Source organism: Novipirellula caenicola (assembly GCF_039545035.1).
GTDB lineage: Bacteria > Planctomycetota > Planctomycetia > Pirellulales > Pirellulaceae > Novipirellula > Novipirellula caenicola.
Genome location: NZ_BAABRO010000016.1, coordinates 17,862 through 35,384 on the forward strand (window position 1 = coordinate 17,862; position 17,523 = coordinate 35,384).

Genomic DNA, 17,523 nt, shown 5'->3' on the forward strand with positions numbered 1-17,523 from the left:
CGAGCCCGTGGTCAACCCAAAAAAAGGTTTTCGTTACAATAGGATCACGTCGCATCTCTCTCTTGTTGGAACGTGTTTCGTTGTCATCTGCCACTTTGTCGAAATTGCAAAAGATCACCCAGTGGTCGACGGGGCATCGGGCTCGACGCTGGATGCGGATGTGGATCTTGCTATTGATCATTGCCGCAGCATTGGTCGTGTTTCTGAATTATCGGATTCGCGGTGCGATGCAAGAGATGACGCGTCGCTCGCTGCAGTCCATCTTGTCTGCCAAGCTAAGCGTTTTTGACCAGTGGTGTGGTCAACAAATGGCGTCGGTGACGGATGCGATGCAATCCGCAAAACGCAAATCGCTCGCCATTGAAATCTTAAATTCCCATGCGTCCCGTCATCCGGTCTCGCCCGAGCGGTTACAGACCGATCCCAATCTTGTTCCGTTCGCCAGCGATGTTGCCGACGCCGTCCCTCACGATCAAGTGGTCGGCTGGGTGCTGATCGATATCGATGGGCGAGTGCTGGGCAGCGATTTGACCTCACTGCTTGGCCAAGATTTGAGGCTTCCGACTGACGCACTGGAAAAAATGATTTCGCGTCAGAGCACGTTGACGCGCCCTTTTCGGTCGCCGACGCCGGTAAGTCGATCTGGACCGCTGTCTGAGTCAGAGCCGGCGGTGATTGCCGCGATCACTCCGGTGGTTCAAGGGGCTCGCACGCTCGGCGGTTTTCTGTACTTGATGGATCCAGCGGCGGATTTCAGTGAGTTGTTCTCGACACCGGTGGATAGTCCGGTTGCCGAATCGTACGTCATCGACCGTCGCGGTGTGATGTTAACGCGTATGCCAAGCCAGCATGAATCATCATCGCCCGCCGCGGTTGACTCGGCTTCGTTCGCATCGTCGATATTGAATCAGGTCGTCCAGGTCCCTGTGGAACAGGAAAGCATCGAATCCGCATCGATTCACTCAGCGGCAAACCGATCCAGTTCGCGTCCGCTAACCGTGCTCGCGGATCAATTGACTCGCGGGGGGCAAGGAGAGGACGTTGTGGGGTACCGCGATTACCGCGGCGACGAGGTGGTCGGAGCGTGGCGTTGGCTTCCCGAATATGGCATGGGAGTCGCCGTGGAAATGAAACTCCGCGATGTCTATGGACCCTTGCTGACGCTCTCGCGGATCCATTGGACGTTGGCGATGTCATTGATCTTGGGGGCGGTATTGCTAGGCACGCTGCATCAATTTGGCCCCACGCTTTCGCGTTCGCTTGCCCAAACCGATTCCGTCCGCCAACTTGGCCAATACAAACTGGGACAGTTGATTGGCGAAGGGGCGATGGGATCGGTCTATCTCGGATCGCACCAATTGCTCAAACGCGAAGTCGCGATCAAGGTGCTCGAAAAAGAAGAGCTGACCTCGACGACCGCATCGCGTTTCGCTCGCGAAGTCCAATTGACCTCGCAGCTTCGTCACCCCAACACCATTGCCATTTTTGATTACGGACAAACCGACGACGGAACGTTTTATTACGTGATGGAATACGTCCATGGGATCACGTTGCAAGCGTTGATTGACCAATATGGCCGCCAGCCTGCTGGACGTGTGATTTCGCTGTTGATTCAAATGTGTGGATCGCTCGCCGAAGCCCACACGCGTGCGATTGTTCATCGCGATATCAAACCCGCCAACATCATTTTGACCGAGGTTTCAGGGGTCGGCGATCTGATCAAAGTGCTGGATTTTGGGTTGGTCAAGGAAATCACCCGAGACACGGTCGAATTGACCCAAGTTGACTCGATCACCGGCACACCGATGTACATGTCGCCCGAAGCGGTGCGAGACGCGTCGGCCGCCGATGCACAAAGTGATCTGTACTCGGTCGGCGCGGTCGGTTATGCGTTACTAGCCGGCGTGCCTCTGTTCGAAGGCGGGGCGTCGGTTGATATTTGTTTAAAGCAGTTGAACGAAGTCCCGCTGCGGCCCGCCGAGCGAATTGGCGTCCCGTTGGCCGACGATTTGCAAAATGTTTTGATGTCCTGTTTGCAAAAAGACGCTCATCAGCGCCCTATGTCGATGGACGAACTCGCTGATACACTCCGTGCTTGTGAAGATTATGGAGGCTGGACCCAAGTGGATTCGGTGCATTGGTGGAACCATCGATTCGACGGGGGTGATGATGCGGAAATTTCACACGCCACCGCAGCGTTTGGTTCCACGGCAACTTCGGACGCCGGTCGGACTTCGGACGCCACTGCAGTTTCAGGGCCAGCGACAACAGCACCCCCACGCGATTTCTCGGGATAAGCGATCGGCGACACGACATGTTTGGTAAATTCCGAAATCTCGAGGACGACTCGATCGATTGGCCTGGTTTGTTGTCGTTGTTAGAAGACGACGACCGCCGTGCGATGGTGCAGCGGATCTATCCCGATGAATCACGCGAAAGTTTTTTGGCCGCGGTCCGTCGCTTGGATCTGTCACTCGCCAGCGACATCCTGGCCTCGGGCCGTCAAGTGCATTCGGCGTCTCAGCTTGTCAATTGGCCGGTCGTGGCCATCGCCGGGATGCTCAACAGCGGCAAGACCAGTTTGGTGGCCACCTATTTGAGCGAGGCGGGACGGGCTCGCACGCTGCGGGGACCGAGCAATGTCGAAGGCACGCATCGATTTGTCTTGTGGTTGCCTCAGCAGTGGCAATCCGATTCGGAATTGTTCAGCCTGTTGATGGGGCGGATCGGGGATGCGATCGGCAAGCCGCCCGAGATGCTGGCCGAAGATCCCGCGGTCGCTCACCAGCAATACAATAATCGAGGAGGCGACGTCAGCACCCTCGCGATTCCGCTCGTGGCCACCGACCCCGGGTTAGACGAAGCGGGGATCGGGTTGTTGGATTGTCCAGACATCGTTTCGGACGAAGCGTTTGGGCTAGGTTCGCCGGATATTCGTCGTGACTTGCTTGGCCGCGCCGCGACGATCTGTTCGGCGTTTTTGGTGGTCTCGTCCGCTGAATCTTCGCGTGATGCCACGCTTGGGGATCTGTTGCGAATCGCAGCCGACTTGATGCCAGGCGTCCCACGGATGTTGGCGGTCAACAAGGTGCGTCCTCGCCAGACTCCGGATCAAGTGTTTGAAACGTTCACGCCGTTGGCGAAAACACACGGCATTGAAACGGTTTATGCGGCGTACGATTTTGACGTGCCCGCGAGTCGGCCGTACATTCCGACCCCCAGCGGGACGACGTCTGCCGCGATCAGCGATGACGACGAAATGTTTCCGGTTTTCTTTTCCGTTTCTGAAAACCCCGATCACAATCCGCCTGCCTCGATTCCCGACGATCGCTTGTTGGCCGCGCTACCGCAGCGGCTGGACCGGGCAAAATTATTCGAGAAATTTCGCGTTGCCTTGCAATCCACGCTGCGATCGATGATTTGGGATCGCGGGATCAGTTTGGTGGACCAGGACGCTGATCGATCACGAAAAGCGACACAGCGGGCTCAGGATTGTTTGTTGCAAGCGGCACTCGAATTTTTTGCTCATCGACAATTGGGCGGGGAAGTCGTCGAACTGCGGTTGCATCAATCCAAACGAATCATCCATCAACTTTCCGAATCGTTTGCCGTCACGGCGCCTTGGTACGCCCGTTGGGGCGTTCGCATGAACGCCAAGCTGCGGCGTTTCGTCGATGGGGCGGGCGAGATGGTGCGACGCTTTACTCCCACCGCGATGGCCGAGAAGACCGCCAGCGAAATCAAAGACAAATTTCGTCGTGGCGAATACGGCAGCCTGATGACGCCCGAACGATTAAATGCCGCCATCGATCGGCATGGCGGTTCCGCGGCCCTGCCGCACTGGTTCGACGACGAGGTGGATCCCAGCATGTCGAGATTAACCGAAGCATCCGAAGCGGCGATTCTGCGATTCGAGCGTGATGACTTTACACAGCTCGATCCACGACGACTCGACGAAGCCGTGCGTCAAATGTGGAGCGATGTGCCGGTGCGTAAAAAATTGGTTGCCGGACTGACTCCGTTGGCGACGTTGTTGGCGGCGTTTGGAGGTGTGTTGATGATTCCGGTCGATTTTGGCACCACGGTGATCGCTGCCGCTTCGATCCCCGAGCTGTTTGCGGCCTTTGGAATGGCGGCGATGGCAGCGCTGTGGGCCGGCGGGGCCAATACTCGAGACGTCGGACAACAAGCGGCGAAACAGCAGCTGGTCGATTTTCACGCGATCCTGTGTGACACGTTTGGGGTCGATCGGATGAGCAAGGTGACTCCCATTGAAGTTGGCCGTGTGAAAGAGACCCTGCCGACGTCGCACGTCATTCGGCGTGAACCGATCGGTCCCACATTGCCGCTGCATCAAATCCGAGATGCGTTCCGCAAAGAGCTGCAAAAACAGCTGCCTCGCGGCGGCTGAGCGACCGCATTTGCGTTCCGCAGCTACGCTGGCCAGAGCCTGGATCGTCGCTTGGCGTCTGTCCGGATTGGCGTCCTCAGCGCCGAAGCAACACTCTGCTAAGATACAATGGACGTGCGAGTACAGCATCTCGCCCAACCTTCACTCAGCCTTTCTGGGAAATGCAAAACGTGGATCCCCGTTCGTATAAAGAGCCCTCCAGCAACGTACCGTTCCTTCAAAGCGACAGTGGTGCGAACTGCAATGCGGCCAGCATTAGCCCCGAACCGCCGCTTTTTCACGATCGAAATGCGCCTTCTCGCGATCACGTCGATCTGCCGCGGATCGAGCAAGCGGTTCGTGTCATCTTGGATGCCGTTGGCGAAGATCCCGATCGGGAAGGACTGCTGGAAACCCCCGCTCGAGTGGCTCGCATGTACGCCGAGATGTTTGCGGGGCTGAAATCCGATCCCGGTCGCCATTTGGCCAAGGTGTTTACCGAAGAATATGACGAAATTGTGCTCGTTCGTGACATCAGTTTCTGCAGCATGTGCGAACATCACTTGTTGCCCTTTACCGGCCGCGCCCACATCGCCTACCTGCCCAGCGGCAAAGTGGTGGGGTTGAGCAAGCTTGCGCGTGTGGTCGAAGAGGTGGCTCGGCGACCGCAGGTTCAGGAGCGAATGACCCAAACGATTGCCGATCTAGTCGAACAACGATTGTCCGCAACCGGAGTCGCCGTGGTTTGCGAGGCCACGCATAGTTGCATGACGATGCGGGGGGTGCGTAAGCCAGGTAGCCTGTGTTTGACCAGTGCGATGCGAGGCGCGTTTCGTGACGACCCCAAATCGCGGGCCGAGGTTCTTGGGCTGATCAATCGCGAAGTTTAGCGAGCGAGCAAAGTTGCTTCACGAGTTCTCTGCGCCGCTGGGTTCACTGCTCCGCTGGGTTTACTGCTCCGCTGGCCCGGTCCGTATCGTTTCTTCTCTAGGTCTGCGAACTTGACGAACATCGGTCATCTCACTCGAAACACGCCGCATGGATAGCGAACGTCAACGAATTCAAGACGACTTGCGTGGTGTCGTGCGAGGCGAGGTCTTGTGCGATGACATTTCGTGTCAATTGTATGCCAGCGACGCAAGCATTTATCAGATGACCCCGCTTGGGGTGGTGCGGCCTCGCACCGCCGCCGACGTGATTGCCACCGTGCAATACGCGACCGAACACGATTTGTCGATTCATCCACGCGGCAGCGGCAGTGGCGTGTCGGGCGAATCGCTTGGCAATGGCTTGCTGTTGGATTTTTCCTGCTTCATGCGGCGGGTCACGATTGACCGCGATGGGGCGACAGTGACCGTCCAGTGCGGCGCGATTTTGGCTGAGGTCAATTCGGCGTTGGCGGCTTATGGACGCACCTATGGCCCCGATCCTGCAACTCGCAGTATCACCACGATGGGCAGTGTGTTGTCGACCAATGCATCAGGCAGCCACTATCTGCGGAGCGGATCGGCCCGCGATACAATCGAGTCGATGCGAGTGGTGATGGCCGATGGAAATCTGCTAACGCTGGCCAAGCATCATCCCGATGAACCGACGCCCCAAGGTCGATTGGCGCGAGGGATCGTCGAGATTGAGCATCAATTCCACTCGCTGATTGCGGCTCGCCGAGATTCGCCGAATTCACGCAGCGGATATCGTTTTGACGGTGTGATCCTAAGCGATGGTCGCGTCGATTTGGCGAAATTCATGGTGGGCACGCAAGGAACGCTGGGGATCATCGTCGATGCGGTCGTTCGCACTGAACCGGTTCCAACGCACCGTGGCGTTGCCTTGCTGTTCTTTCGCCGTTTGGATTCAGCCGCCCGTTGTGCCCGTCGCGCATTGATGCATGGATTGGTCGCCTGTGATTTGATGGATCGTCGGCTTTTGCAAATTGCTCGCGAAACCGATACGCGTTTTGCCGACCTGTTGCCGCGTGAAGCCGAGGCGATGTTGTTGGTGGAAATCCAAGGCGAATCGTTGGGGGATCTTTACGACCGATTGGCGATCATTCGGCAAGAATGTGCCAAGGGGCCGGATGCCGCGTTTGCTGCGGTCGACACGGTCCGGCCCGCCGAACGTGATTTGTATTGGGCGCTTTCGCGGCGGGTGATTCCGCGGTTGTATCGCTTCAAAGGCAGCGATGCACCCCAGCCATTTACCGAGGATATTGCCGTTCCGCCCGATCGTTTGCCTGCCGCGTTGATCGACATTCAAGACACGCTGCAGCGTAACCACACCACTGCGACCGTGTTCGCGCATGCCGGCCATGGGCAACTGCATATCCGCCCCTTTTTGAATCTGGCCAAACCGCAGGACCGCGAGAAACTAAACGATCTGTCCAACCAAATCGCCGAAGTGGTTTGGAAGCATGGCGGCGAGGTCAGTGTCGAACACGCCGCTGGGCTCAGCCGTTCGCATTTGCTGCCACGCCAATACGGCCAATTGTGGCAAGCGATGGGCCAGATCAAGCGATTGTTTGATTCAGTGCACCGGCTCAACCCCGGCAAACTGTTTGGCGCCGTATTGCAAAAGCCCAACGAGAACCTTCGCCCGCTCGACAAAACGATCGAGGTCAGCCGTGGAAACCGGACACTGATTGCAGCTGAGAAACCCGTTGTCGAAGACACGGGAATCGCATCGAAGCCGTTGGCTCAATTAGAAGTGCTGCAGATCTGGCCTCCGGGGGCATCGGTGGCGCAAGTGACACGCGACTGTAACGGCTGCGGGCGTTGCCGCACGCATTCACGCGCCGAACGCCAGTGCCCGATGTTTCGTGCCAGCCATCGTGAAGAAGCGTCACCGCGGGCGAAAGCGAATTTGCTACGTGGCGTACTGAGCGGGCAATTGAAGGTCGACAATTTGGCCGAAGATCGTGCCAAGGAAGTCGCCGACCTGTGTTTCAATTGCCACCAATGCCGTGTTGAATGCCCCGCGTCGGTCAATATTCCCAAAATTGTCGGCGAGCTCAAAGCACAATACGTGGCCACTAACGGATTGCCGCTTTCGGATTTGTTGCTTGGGCGAATCGATACGATCGCGGCGCTCGCATCGCAGGTCCCATGGCTTGCCAACCTACTGATTCGAGGCCGTTTCTCGCGCTGGCTGGCCGATCGTTTGTTTGGATTGTCCGCCGCTCGAGAGTTGCCGCTGATCGCAAGCGAAACCTTCACGCGATACGCCGCCAAACGTCGTTGGACGAAATTGAATCCGCATGGCGGTTTGAAAGTGGCCTACTTCGTCGACCATTACGCCAATTATCACGACCCCGATATCGGTCGCGCCCTCGCCGAGATTTTGCAGCACAATGGAATCGGGTTGTACGTTCCCACCGGCCAAGTCGCCAGCGGCATGGCTCGAATTTCAGCCGGCGACATCAAGGGAGCCCGGCGGGTTGCCCGTCGCAATCTGCGAGTGCTGGCCGAAGCGGTCCGGCAAGGCTATACGGTCATTGCCACCGAGCCCGCCGCGGTGTTGTGTTTGAAGCACGAGTATCCGAATTTGATGGACGATCAAGACGCGCACTTGGTCGCCGAAAACTCATTCGAAGCATGCCAGTTCCTGTGGAATTTACATCAAGAATCTCGGCTGTCGCTTGACCTAAATCCATTGCCCACGGAAATCGCCTACCACCAACCCTGTCATCTGCGTGTGCTCGATCCTGATGCCGCCGGTCCAAAGCTGATCAATTTGATCCCCAAGTTTGATGTCCAGCAGATCGAGGCTGGTTGTACCGGCATGGCAGGCACCTGGGGGCTGCAGCGCAAAAATTATCGGAATAGTTTGCGAGTCGGATGGCCTCTGATCTCGGCGATGCGTTCGGCGGGCAATCGCACCGCAGCGACTGAGTGTAGCGCCTGCAAGATGCAAATCGAACACGGCGCAGGCCGCAAGACGTTGCATCCGATCAAGTTGTTCGCGTACGCCTACGGCCGTATGCCCAAGCTCGAAAAAGAGCTCGGCATAAAAAAGGTGTCCGACACCTCGAAGTCGAAATAGGCAATCCGAAGCTTGCCCAGCTTGTCTAAGAGGTGTTTGTACCTTTTCGGCATGCCGCGTCTTTGTTTACGAAAAAACGGTGGCATGCTGGGCATGCCACCGTTTTTAGCTGATTTGGCAAAGATGCGAAGGCTTACTTGCTGCCAACCAAGTCGGCTTTACGCTTCGCTTCGATGATGTCGGCTTGGATGTTCGATGGGGTTTGACGATAGGTCGCCAATTCCATCGAGAACGTTCCTTGGCCTTGCGTCATACTTCGCAGGTCCGTGGCGTAACCAAAGGTTTCCGCCAACGGGACTTCTGCCTTGATGATGCTGTTGCCTTCGATGATGTCGTTGCTTTGCATGATTCCGCGTCGGCGAATGACGTCGCCCACGACGGTACCTTGGAAGTCTTCGGGGACTTCGATTTCAACGTTCATGATCGGTTCAAGCAGCTTCGGATCGGCTTTCTTGAAGTACTCGCGGAAGCAACCTTGGGCGGCTGTGTAGAACGCTTTTTCCGACGAGTCAACTTCGTGGAAGCTACCGTCATCCAAATCGATACGGGTTCCCACCACAGGATACTCGGCAACGGGGCCCTTCTTCAAAATGTCGCGGAAGCCCTTTTCGATCGCCGGGATGTACTGCTTCGGAATCCGTCCACCGACAACGTGATCTTCGAATTCGAAGCTGTCTTCGCTGTTGGATTCGATCGGGCTGAGCTTGCCCTTGATGTGAGCGAATTGACCACTACCACCACTTTGTTTCTTGTGTTTGTAGTCGAATTCAACCATCTTGGTTGGACTTTCACGGTAGCTAACCTTCGGAGCACCGACTTCGATTTCGACGCCATACTCGCGGCGAATTCGTTCGATGTAAACTTCCAGGTGAAGCTCGCCCATCCCGCTGATCAGGATCTCGTTGGTTTCTTCATCGGTTTCGACTCGGAACGTCGGGTCTTCCTTACGGAATCGTTGCAGTGCCTTGGCCAACTTGTCTCCGTCGCTTCGTGTTGCCGGAGCAACCGCGATTTTGATGACCGGATCGGCAACGAACATCGATTCAAGCGTACAGAAGTCACGTGATGCAGCGTACGTATCACCACTGGCGGAATCGATTCCCATCACGGCGATAATATCGCCCGCAGTGGCTTCGTCGATTTCCTCACGTTTGTTACTGTGCATTCGCACGATGCGGCTGAATCGCTCGGTCTTGCCGGTACGTTGGTTGACGTAGCCTTCGCCCTTCTTGATCGTGCCTTGGTAGACACGCATGAAGGTCAATTGGCCGAACGGATCGTCAACGATCTTGAACGCCATGCCGACGAACGGACGCTCTGGGTCGGGCAGCAATTCGATGCGACGCTCTTCGTCTTTAGGGTCACGTCCACGAATTTCGCGATCCAGCGGGCTAGGCAGGTAGCGAATCACGGCATCCAACAGCGGTTGGACCCCTTTGTTCTTGAACGCTGTTCCCATGTAGACGGGGGTGGCCCCACCGAGCACGGCATCGCGAGTGACTTTGTAAATCAGTTCCTTAGGAACTTCTTCTTCGCTGAGCAGCAATTCCATCATCTCGTCGCTGTACATCGACAACGCTTCGAGCATCTGCACGCGTGCTTCTTCGCACTCGTCCTTGATGTCTTCGGGAATTGGAGCCGAGACGACTTTTTCGCCTTCGTTGCCTTCGTGCAGATAGGCCACCATTTCGATCAAGTCGACCGCACCTTGGTAGTTCTCTTCAGCACCGATGGGGTACTGCATGAAGAACGCTTCGGCACCCAATTTCTCGCGAAGTTGCTTTAGCACGCGGAACGGGTTTGCTCCGGTTCGGTCCATCTTGTTGATGAAGGCCAAACGAGGAATCTGGTAGCGTTTCATCTGGCGATCGACCGTGATCGATTGGCTTTGCACACCACCAACGCTGCAGAGCACGAGTACCGCACCATCGAGAACACGAAGCGATCGCTCGACCTCGACGGTAAAGTCAACGTGGCCTGGGGTATCGATCAAGTTGATGGGGTGGCCTTTCCACTCGACGCTCGTCGCGGCACTGGTGATCGTGATTCCACGCTCTTTTTCCAGTTCCATATGGTCCATCGTCGCGCCGTCACCACCACCGCGAACTTCTTCGATTTTGTGGATTCGCCCGGTGTAAAACAGAATTCGCTCGCTGAGGGTCGTTTTTCCCGAGTCGATGTGGGCGCTAATTCCGATATTTCTGAGTTTATCCAGCTTCATTTATCTTCACCTAAACATTGCACGCACGCGTTATTTGTATTTCCCAAGGACATGAGTTTACAGATCATGTCTATTGTTCAGTCAGGACTTGGGAATGTGAGCACACGGCATTTTGTACATTACCACCCGTCAACGCAGGATGACGCCTCGGATCGATTGGGAAATATGGCAAAGGTTTGGCAGATGCGAAAGGGCAAATATGCTCAATTCCCCTTGCATACATCTTTTCTTCACTGCATACTTCCCTGCTTCCCTCTAAGGCGAGTCGACGGACCCGTGTAGAGCCGTCGGCCTTCATCCGTCGCTAACGGTACCCAATTTGGGGACGTCCGTGACGATCAAGCCCATTCGCCCTTAACAAGTTTACAGAGCAAATCCGAATGCCACCACGTCCAATGAGCACGCGAAGTCGTGCCCGCAAACGTTCACGCGTCCGAACCCGGACCAAAAAGAAAGATCCAATTTTCGTCGATGGTCAACGACCACGGCCGATGTACGTCGATTACAAGGACATCGAGCTGCTGAAGAAGATGGTCAACCGTCAAGGCCGTATCGCGGGTCGTCGCAAGAGCGGCTGTACCGCCGCCAGCCAACACGCGGTAACCGCCGCGATCAAACGAGCTCGTTTCATGGCCCTTTTGCCATTCGTTGGCGAGTAAGACGCAGTTCTGACTGCAAAATGTCGGTTTTCTTGGCTCCCCATTGGGTGAGCCGTCGACTCAAAGCAAAAGTCACCCGACGCGTACGTTTTGAAGTTGCGAGTTTTTCACAACCCGAAGCGTCAGCGAGGGAATCTCGGTATTTTCTCGGTCCCTCGCTCACGCGTCGGGTTGCGATTTGCCGGGGAAAACGACAACATCGCAACTTCAGAACGCACTGGCGAGGGAACTAAGCGGAAATCCACGTTCTGGCGAACGTAGCAACCACAGTACGCTCGCCACTCGGAAGGAATCGCGACGTTTCTTAAGGTCGCTCTGCCCTCTTTCCCGTGCGTCTCTTTTGGTCACGAAGTAACGTGTTTACCACCCAACGCCAAGTCGAGTTTCGCGATACGGATGCGGCCGGAATTGTCCATTTTTCGGCCTTTTTCCCGATGATGGAAGCCGCAGAGCATGCCATGCTCCGCTCGTTGGGCATCTCCGTCATGGCTCGCCCCGATGATTCCGGGCACCCGTCAGGATTGCAATCCGCGGAATCGCCGCCGCATGTCACGTGGCCTCGCGTTTCGGCTCACTGTGATTACCGCGCCGCCGCCCGTTTCGAGGATATCCTTAACATTGCCGTCACGGTTCTTCGGCTCGGCAATAGCAGCGTCGAGTATGGAATTCGGTTTTCACGATCCGCATCCGCGGACCATCCCGAGCAGTCCGATCCATCGAGTCCAACGCTGATCGCCGAAGGCAGGTTGACCGCCGTTTGCTGCACCCTCTCCCCCGGCGGGAAGCTAAAAAAGACGCCGATTCCCGAGGACTTGCGGAAGTTGCTCGCAAAGCATCTCGATTCGCAAACCTTTTCTGCGGACCAAGCGTAGTACCCCGAATCCTGGCTCAAGCTACGTCCGCAGCGGCATCCGCCATGCGAGCAGGTTGCAGTGAGCCGGCGATCGATTTGAGTTTCAATGTGCTACTTTTCTGGTCGTTTTTCACCCTACGGTCGGCTCGACATGATTTCCTGTCCTGATTTCGCGGTATCCGATTTCCCCATGCCTAGCTTCGCATCTGTTCCCGGTCTTGCCTCGTCCAATAGCTTTGCATGTTCAGATCTCACCGCGATGCTGGGGCATCCCGCTCTGATTGTCGGATGGGCCAAGTGGCTGCCTGCTTGGATTACCCCCCTGTGGGTGCTGTCGATTGGGTTGCTGTTGGGCGCGATTGCCGTGGTGGTGGTCTACGGCATTTTGTCGGTTTTGTCGCTCGTTCCGCTGCTGGGACAGCTGGCGGATAAGCCTCGGCGAGGCATCACGGCGTCGCTGATTGTCGGCGGCATTATCGCAGCCGGGTTGTGTGCGACCTACATCCCGATCGCAGGCGAATACTCCAACACGCTATTTTTACCGCTGATTTGTATCGGATTGGTGCTTGGGTTCGGCGTGATTTACGGTATGTGGCATCGCACCCGAAACGAATGGGCCGCGATGGTCGGCGAAGGGGTGATTCCGTATCTGTTGTCGACCATGGCTGTTTTTGCGGTCATCGGTTTGGCCGGGACCCCATTTGTCGAAAATCCACGTTCGATCCTCGATTCGATTGCGGCAGTCAATTTGGTGGGTGACGGGACCGAACGCGTCGTGGTGACGGTTCCCGCGTCGCCAGATCTGCCTGTGGGTGAATCTCCGTTTGTGCCAGCGAATATCGACTACCAACTTCGCAGCGTCACGGGTTTGACGATTGAGAGTGACCGGACCGTATTGCTGGGCGATTCGGCTGATCCTGCTGGCTTTGGCCGCACGCCCCAGCGAGTGAACGAAGGTGAAAAGTTAGTCTATAGCTATGAAAATCGCGATCAGCCACCGATTCCGTCGGATCCGACTCGGTTGCATATCCAGAACCGCGAAATCGACGACGCGACCGTGGTGTTTACCTTCAACAATCAGCCAATGGTGCCTCAAGCGAGCTCGATTGTGGTGATCGCCTTCACGTTCTTTCTAACGTTGACCTGTTTGATCGTGTTCCGCCAAGCGGCGCCGCGTGTTTGGGCATTGGCGTTGTCGACGGCCAAGAACGAAATGGCCCAGCCGCTATATCTGCTGCTGTTGGCGATTGGTTTGTTTGGCGTGCTGCTGTTTGGGATCTATCCGTTTAACACCCTCGGGGATGATATCCGTTTGCTCAAAGACAGCGGCGTGACGTTGATCATGGTGTTGGGGATGGTCCAAGCGGTGTGGAGTGCAGGAACCTCGGTCAGCGAAGAAATCGAGGGGCGTACCGCGTTGACGGTGCTCAGCAAACCGGTCAGCCGGCGATCCTTTATCCTTGGCAAGTATGCCGGGATCATGTTGTCGGTGTTGGTGTTGTTCGTGATTCTGTCGGCGGTTTTGACGGTCGTGATCAGCTACAAACCGATCTACGACGCTCGAGAAACGGCCAGCGGTGATACCGTTTGGCAGACCGGTCATGACGAAATCATGACGACGCTTCCCGTGCTGGGGTTGTACTTGATGGAAACGATGGCGATCGGTGCGATCGCGGTGGCTTTGGCGACACGACTGCCGTTGCTCGCGAACTTTATCACCTGTTTCGTGATCTACGTGATCGGAAACTTGACCTCGCCGTTGGTGGCGTCAGCCCGTGACAACAACGAATTGGTGGGATTTGTCGGGAAATTAATTGCGGTGGTGATCCCGAACCTGAACATTTTTAACGTCCAGGCGGCGGTAGATACAGGAAATCAGATCCCGGCGATCTACTTGGCCGGTGCTTTTAATTATCTTGTATGTTTCTCGATCGCAATTTGGATGCTTGCGATGTTACTTTTTGAGGACCGCGACTTGGCTTAGCATTTGTGGGAAAGCCCGCTTTCCCACCTACGCCTTGGCTTAGTGGCGGCAGTGAAATGCTCGCCGCCAAGCAGATCCTTATCCTAAGCCAACGAGGTTCGACTGATGAGTAGACTTGCGGCACCACGAAGTGAACCTGAAGCCAGTGGTGCATGGACGACATACATCTGGGCATCGCTCGCGGGGCTATTGGTCCCTGTGATCGTGGGGCTAGTAGGGCTGATTGCCGTATTGCTGGATTCCAAAGGTTTCGTCGGCAACGAAGTCCGGCTTGGCACTCATCTCAGCATTTATCTGCCCGAGCCTTTTACGAACCAGCGTCCGCTCGTCCAATTGGCGCAGTTGGTCGGCATCACCTTTGTGGTCGCATGTCTGTTTTCGCTGGCCGTTTGGTTACACCGCCGTGATGCCGATTCGAAGGCTCGCAATGTCACCAAGTCGCTGCACCGCAAAGTCCTGCAGCAAAGTCTACGTCGCGCCGAAATCGAAGGCGCTGCGGCTCAATACGTGCGGGCCGAACAGCTGATCGGCACCCATTTGCCAGCGATCCAAAAAGGGCTCTCGATGTGGTATCGAGCGGTCCCGCGAAGCGTGTTGATGTTGGTGGGGTGTGTCGTCGTCGCGCTGATGGTGAATGTGTGGTTGGCGCTGCTTGCCGTGGTAAGTGGAATCATGCTGTGGCAGCTGTACCAACGGCTGCGTTATCGCAAAGGCGACGAGATAGCGAACTGGGAAGTCCCCAGGTCGCGTCGCCGGATGGCAGAGATTGTCGGGCAAGCACCACTGTTGGCCCGATTGCAGACGCATGGATTGGCCGATCGATCGTTCGAATCCGAACTCGACTCGTTGTATCGACGGTTGACGGCCGAAGAATCACGATCAGGCCAATTGTGGCCGCTGTTGTTTCTAGCGACCTCGGTGGCGGTGGCCGTGTTGCTGCTCGGGCTCGGAGCGAATTTGCTGATTGGCGACAGCGGTTTGAGTGTGCCCTCAGCACTCGTGTTGGGGCTGGCGTTGGGCGGCGCGATCATCAGCGCCGATCGCTTGGCCAAGCTGTCGTTTCAGCTAAAGGAGAGCGAACCGTCGAGCGACGCGATCTATTTGTACCTGCAGCGAAGCAATGATGTCGCACCAAGCGAGCAGCGAGTCGGGTTGGCGGGGCTGCGTGACTCGGTTCGTATCGACGATGTGACTCTGAAGGATTCGACCGGAAAAGCAATCCTGAGAAATCTGAGCCTGCAGCTTACGCCGAACAGTTTTGTTGCCCTGCTTGGCACCGAAACCGTGTCCACGCGAGCCTTGACGGAATTGATCATGGGTTTTGGTCGTCCCACCGAAGGCCAGGTCTCGATTGACGGAATTCCGCTACTGGACGTCCACCCGCAGGCGCTTGCACGCAATGTGATGTGGGTCGAACCGTCGGGGCCGCTTTGGGACGGTACCATTGCGGAGAATCTTCGTGGTGGCAACCAAGACATCAACAACCGTGATTTGGTCGAGGTGCTCGAGAGTCTGAATGTGTACGAGCAATTGCAGCGATTGCCCGAAGGACTTAATACCTACGTGACCGTTGGTGATTCGCTGTTGTCATCGGAGATCACCTTCGCAATCGGAATTGCCCGAGCGATTTTGCACAAGCCTGCGGTCGTGATTGCGATGGAGCCGCCTCCGCCCGCAGAACATCTGCCGGATGACCCAAGTTTGGCGGGGCTAAAGCGATTAGCCGATGCCGGTGCGTTGGTGGTCGTGCTGCCGCGACGGTTGCAAACACTGCGGTCGGCCGATCGTGTGGTGCTGCTAAACGGGCCGCGAATCGCAGGCGAAGGCAAGCATGCCGAATTGTTGTCCAACAGCGATCTGTACCGCCACCTTAATTACTTGTTATTCAATCCGTATCGGCATCAAAAATAGCCGAGTCGCGGAGCAACCCATTGATCAACCGCGGTCGATTCCGCCGTTACAAGTGATCCTCGAAATCCGTTATGCTACCTGCCTACTTTGGTTCATCGGACGTTTTTGGGTCGGCTCGTGTTTGATTTTTGGCTCACGCTCTCACTGAATTTGCGACTCGCGTTGCTGGCGATTTTGGGGTTGCTCAGCGGCGCGTTTGCGAACCATGTCATCTACACGTGGTGCTGGTTCGCGCGTCCCATTTCACCTTGGGCGTCTCCGTCGCCCCAAGCGCCGAAACGCCAAGCGATCGATCGCATTCCGCTGGTGGGGTGGTTTTCGCTTCGCCGCGAAGCCGAGCTTCATGGCCGTGGATTTTGGATCCGGCCGGTGCTGATCGAGATCGGATTGGCGATTGCGATCCCCGCGTTGTACATATTCGAGACACAAAGTGGTGGTCTGCTTGCGGAATCGCTGCGAGTACCGCAGGTGCTCAGCATGCCGTGGTTGATCACCAGTGGACACCGTGTGTTTCTTGGACATGCCGTGTTGTTGGTGCTGATGGTCGCGGCCACCTTCATTGACTTTGACGAGCAAACGATTCCCGACGAAATCACGATCCCCGGAACGCTGTTCGCGTTGTTATTGGGATCCATTTCCGATTGGGGGTTTATGCCGATTTCGCTGCCGATCGGCGGTCCTGCGGTCGAGCTGACTCGCGCCACGTTCGAGGCTCCGTGGTTTCCCGCGTTAGGAAAATGGTGGACCAGCACCGGGCTGTTAACGGGATTGGCGATATGGAGCGGTTGGTGCTTTGCGCTGGCGGATCGTCGTTTGATCTTACGAAAAGGATTCGCCAAAGCGATCGAGTTCTTCTTGGCAGGGCTGGTGCGTCATCGGACTTGGAAGCTGTTGCTTGCCATTTGGGTCGCGGGTTTGATCGCGATCTCGATTGTCTTCCAGCTTGGCGGTGCTCATTGGCATGGGCTGTTTTCCGCGTTGGTCGGGCTAGCCGTGGGGGGCGGCGTGATTTGGGCGATCCGTATCATCGCCTCGAGCGCGATGGGGATGGAAGCGATGGGGTTTGGCGATGTCACGTTGATGGCCATGATCGGAGCGTTTTTGGGATGGCAGGCTGCCGTCGCCGCCTTTTTCCTCTCTCCCTTTGCTGCGATTGTGATCGTGGTGTTCCAGTACATCATCACGCGTGAACCGCGTGTGCCATTTGGTCCCTATTTGTGTGCCGGGGCAGCATTGACGGTGATTGGATGGGACCGAGTGATGAACCAGTGGTTCCTGCCGAACCTGTTTTTCCTCGGCAATTTTATCCTCTGGCTCTGTTTGGCGATGCTCGGTCTAATGGGGGCCATGTTGTTTGTTTGGCGGCAGATCAAACAGCGTCTGTTTGCCTAAGATGAAACGACGAAGGGGCAAAAACTAAATCGCCTTATCACTTCCCCCGAAGTGGCGGCCGAACTGCGGCCGAAG

The 17,523-nt window shown here is 56.4% G+C and carries 10 protein-coding genes; 9 read left to right on the forward strand and 1 reads right to left on the reverse strand.

Annotation, left to right across the window (positions count from 1 at the left end):
• Positions 1–80: 80 nt before the first annotated feature.
• The 4 genes from ABEA92_RS24045 to ABEA92_RS24060 all read left to right on the forward strand — a co-directional run bounded on the left by ABEA92_RS24045 (position 81) and on the right by ABEA92_RS24060 (position 8,428).
• On the forward strand, positions 81–2,297 hold the full coding sequence (locus ABEA92_RS24045; RefSeq protein ID WP_345687032.1) for a serine/threonine-protein kinase: 2,217 nt from the start codon (positions 81–83) through the stop codon (positions 2,295–2,297).
• A 17-nt stretch (positions 2,298–2,314) separates the two neighbouring features.
• Entirely contained in the window at positions 2,315–4,411 is a 2,097-nt protein-coding gene (locus ABEA92_RS24050; protein WP_345687034.1) for a hypothetical protein, read from the forward strand.
• 161 nt (positions 4,412–4,572) lie between these two features.
• Positions 4,573–5,280 carry a GTP cyclohydrolase I FolE gene (gene folE, locus ABEA92_RS24055; RefSeq protein WP_345687036.1) on the forward strand — a complete coding sequence of 236 codons (708 nt, stop codon included), beginning with the start codon at positions 4,573–4,575 and terminating at the stop codon, positions 5,278–5,280.
• A 148-nt stretch (positions 5,281–5,428) separates the two neighbouring features.
• The gene (locus ABEA92_RS24060) at positions 5,429–8,428 is read left to right on the forward strand and encodes an anaerobic glycerol-3-phosphate dehydrogenase subunit C (RefSeq protein ID WP_345687038.1); all 3,000 of its coding nucleotides are present in this window, start codon (positions 5,429–5,431) and stop codon (positions 8,426–8,428) included.
• Positions 8,429–8,561: 133 nt separating this feature from the next.
• Here the strand turns inward: ABEA92_RS24060 and fusA are convergent, their stop codons facing one another.
• Complete coding sequence (gene fusA / locus ABEA92_RS24065) at positions 8,562–10,649, reverse strand: elongation factor G (RefSeq protein ID WP_345687040.1); 2,088 nt, start codon at positions 10,647–10,649, stop codon at positions 8,562–8,564.
• A gap of 380 nt (positions 10,650–11,029) precedes the next feature.
• Between fusA and rpsR the strand changes: the two genes are divergently transcribed.
• The 5 genes from rpsR to ABEA92_RS24090 all read left to right on the forward strand — a co-directional run bounded on the left by rpsR (position 11,030) and on the right by ABEA92_RS24090 (position 17,448).
• Positions 11,030–11,308 carry a 30S ribosomal protein S18 gene (gene rpsR, locus ABEA92_RS24070; protein WP_231612237.1) on the forward strand — a complete coding sequence of 93 codons (279 nt, stop codon included), beginning with the start codon at positions 11,030–11,032 and terminating at the stop codon, positions 11,306–11,308.
• 356 nt (positions 11,309–11,664) lie between these two features.
• Positions 11,665–12,180 (forward strand): acyl-CoA thioesterase, encoded by a 516-nt coding sequence (locus ABEA92_RS24075; RefSeq protein WP_345687046.1) that lies wholly within the window; start codon positions 11,665–11,667, stop codon positions 12,178–12,180.
• A gap of 171 nt (positions 12,181–12,351) precedes the next feature.
• Complete coding sequence (locus tag ABEA92_RS24080; RefSeq protein ID WP_345687048.1) at positions 12,352–14,145, forward strand: ABC transporter permease; 1,794 nt, start codon at positions 12,352–12,354, stop codon at positions 14,143–14,145.
• Between the two features lie 105 nt (positions 14,146–14,250).
• On the forward strand, positions 14,251–16,056 hold the full coding sequence (locus ABEA92_RS24085; RefSeq protein ID WP_345687050.1) for an ATP-binding cassette domain-containing protein: 1,806 nt from the start codon (positions 14,251–14,253) through the stop codon (positions 16,054–16,056).
• 117 nt (positions 16,057–16,173) lie between these two features.
• Positions 16,174–17,448: a prepilin peptidase gene (locus ABEA92_RS24090; protein ID WP_345687052.1), complete on the forward strand. Its 1,275-nt coding sequence runs from the start codon at positions 16,174–16,176 to the stop codon at positions 17,446–17,448.
• Positions 17,449–17,523: the final 75 nt, after the last annotated feature.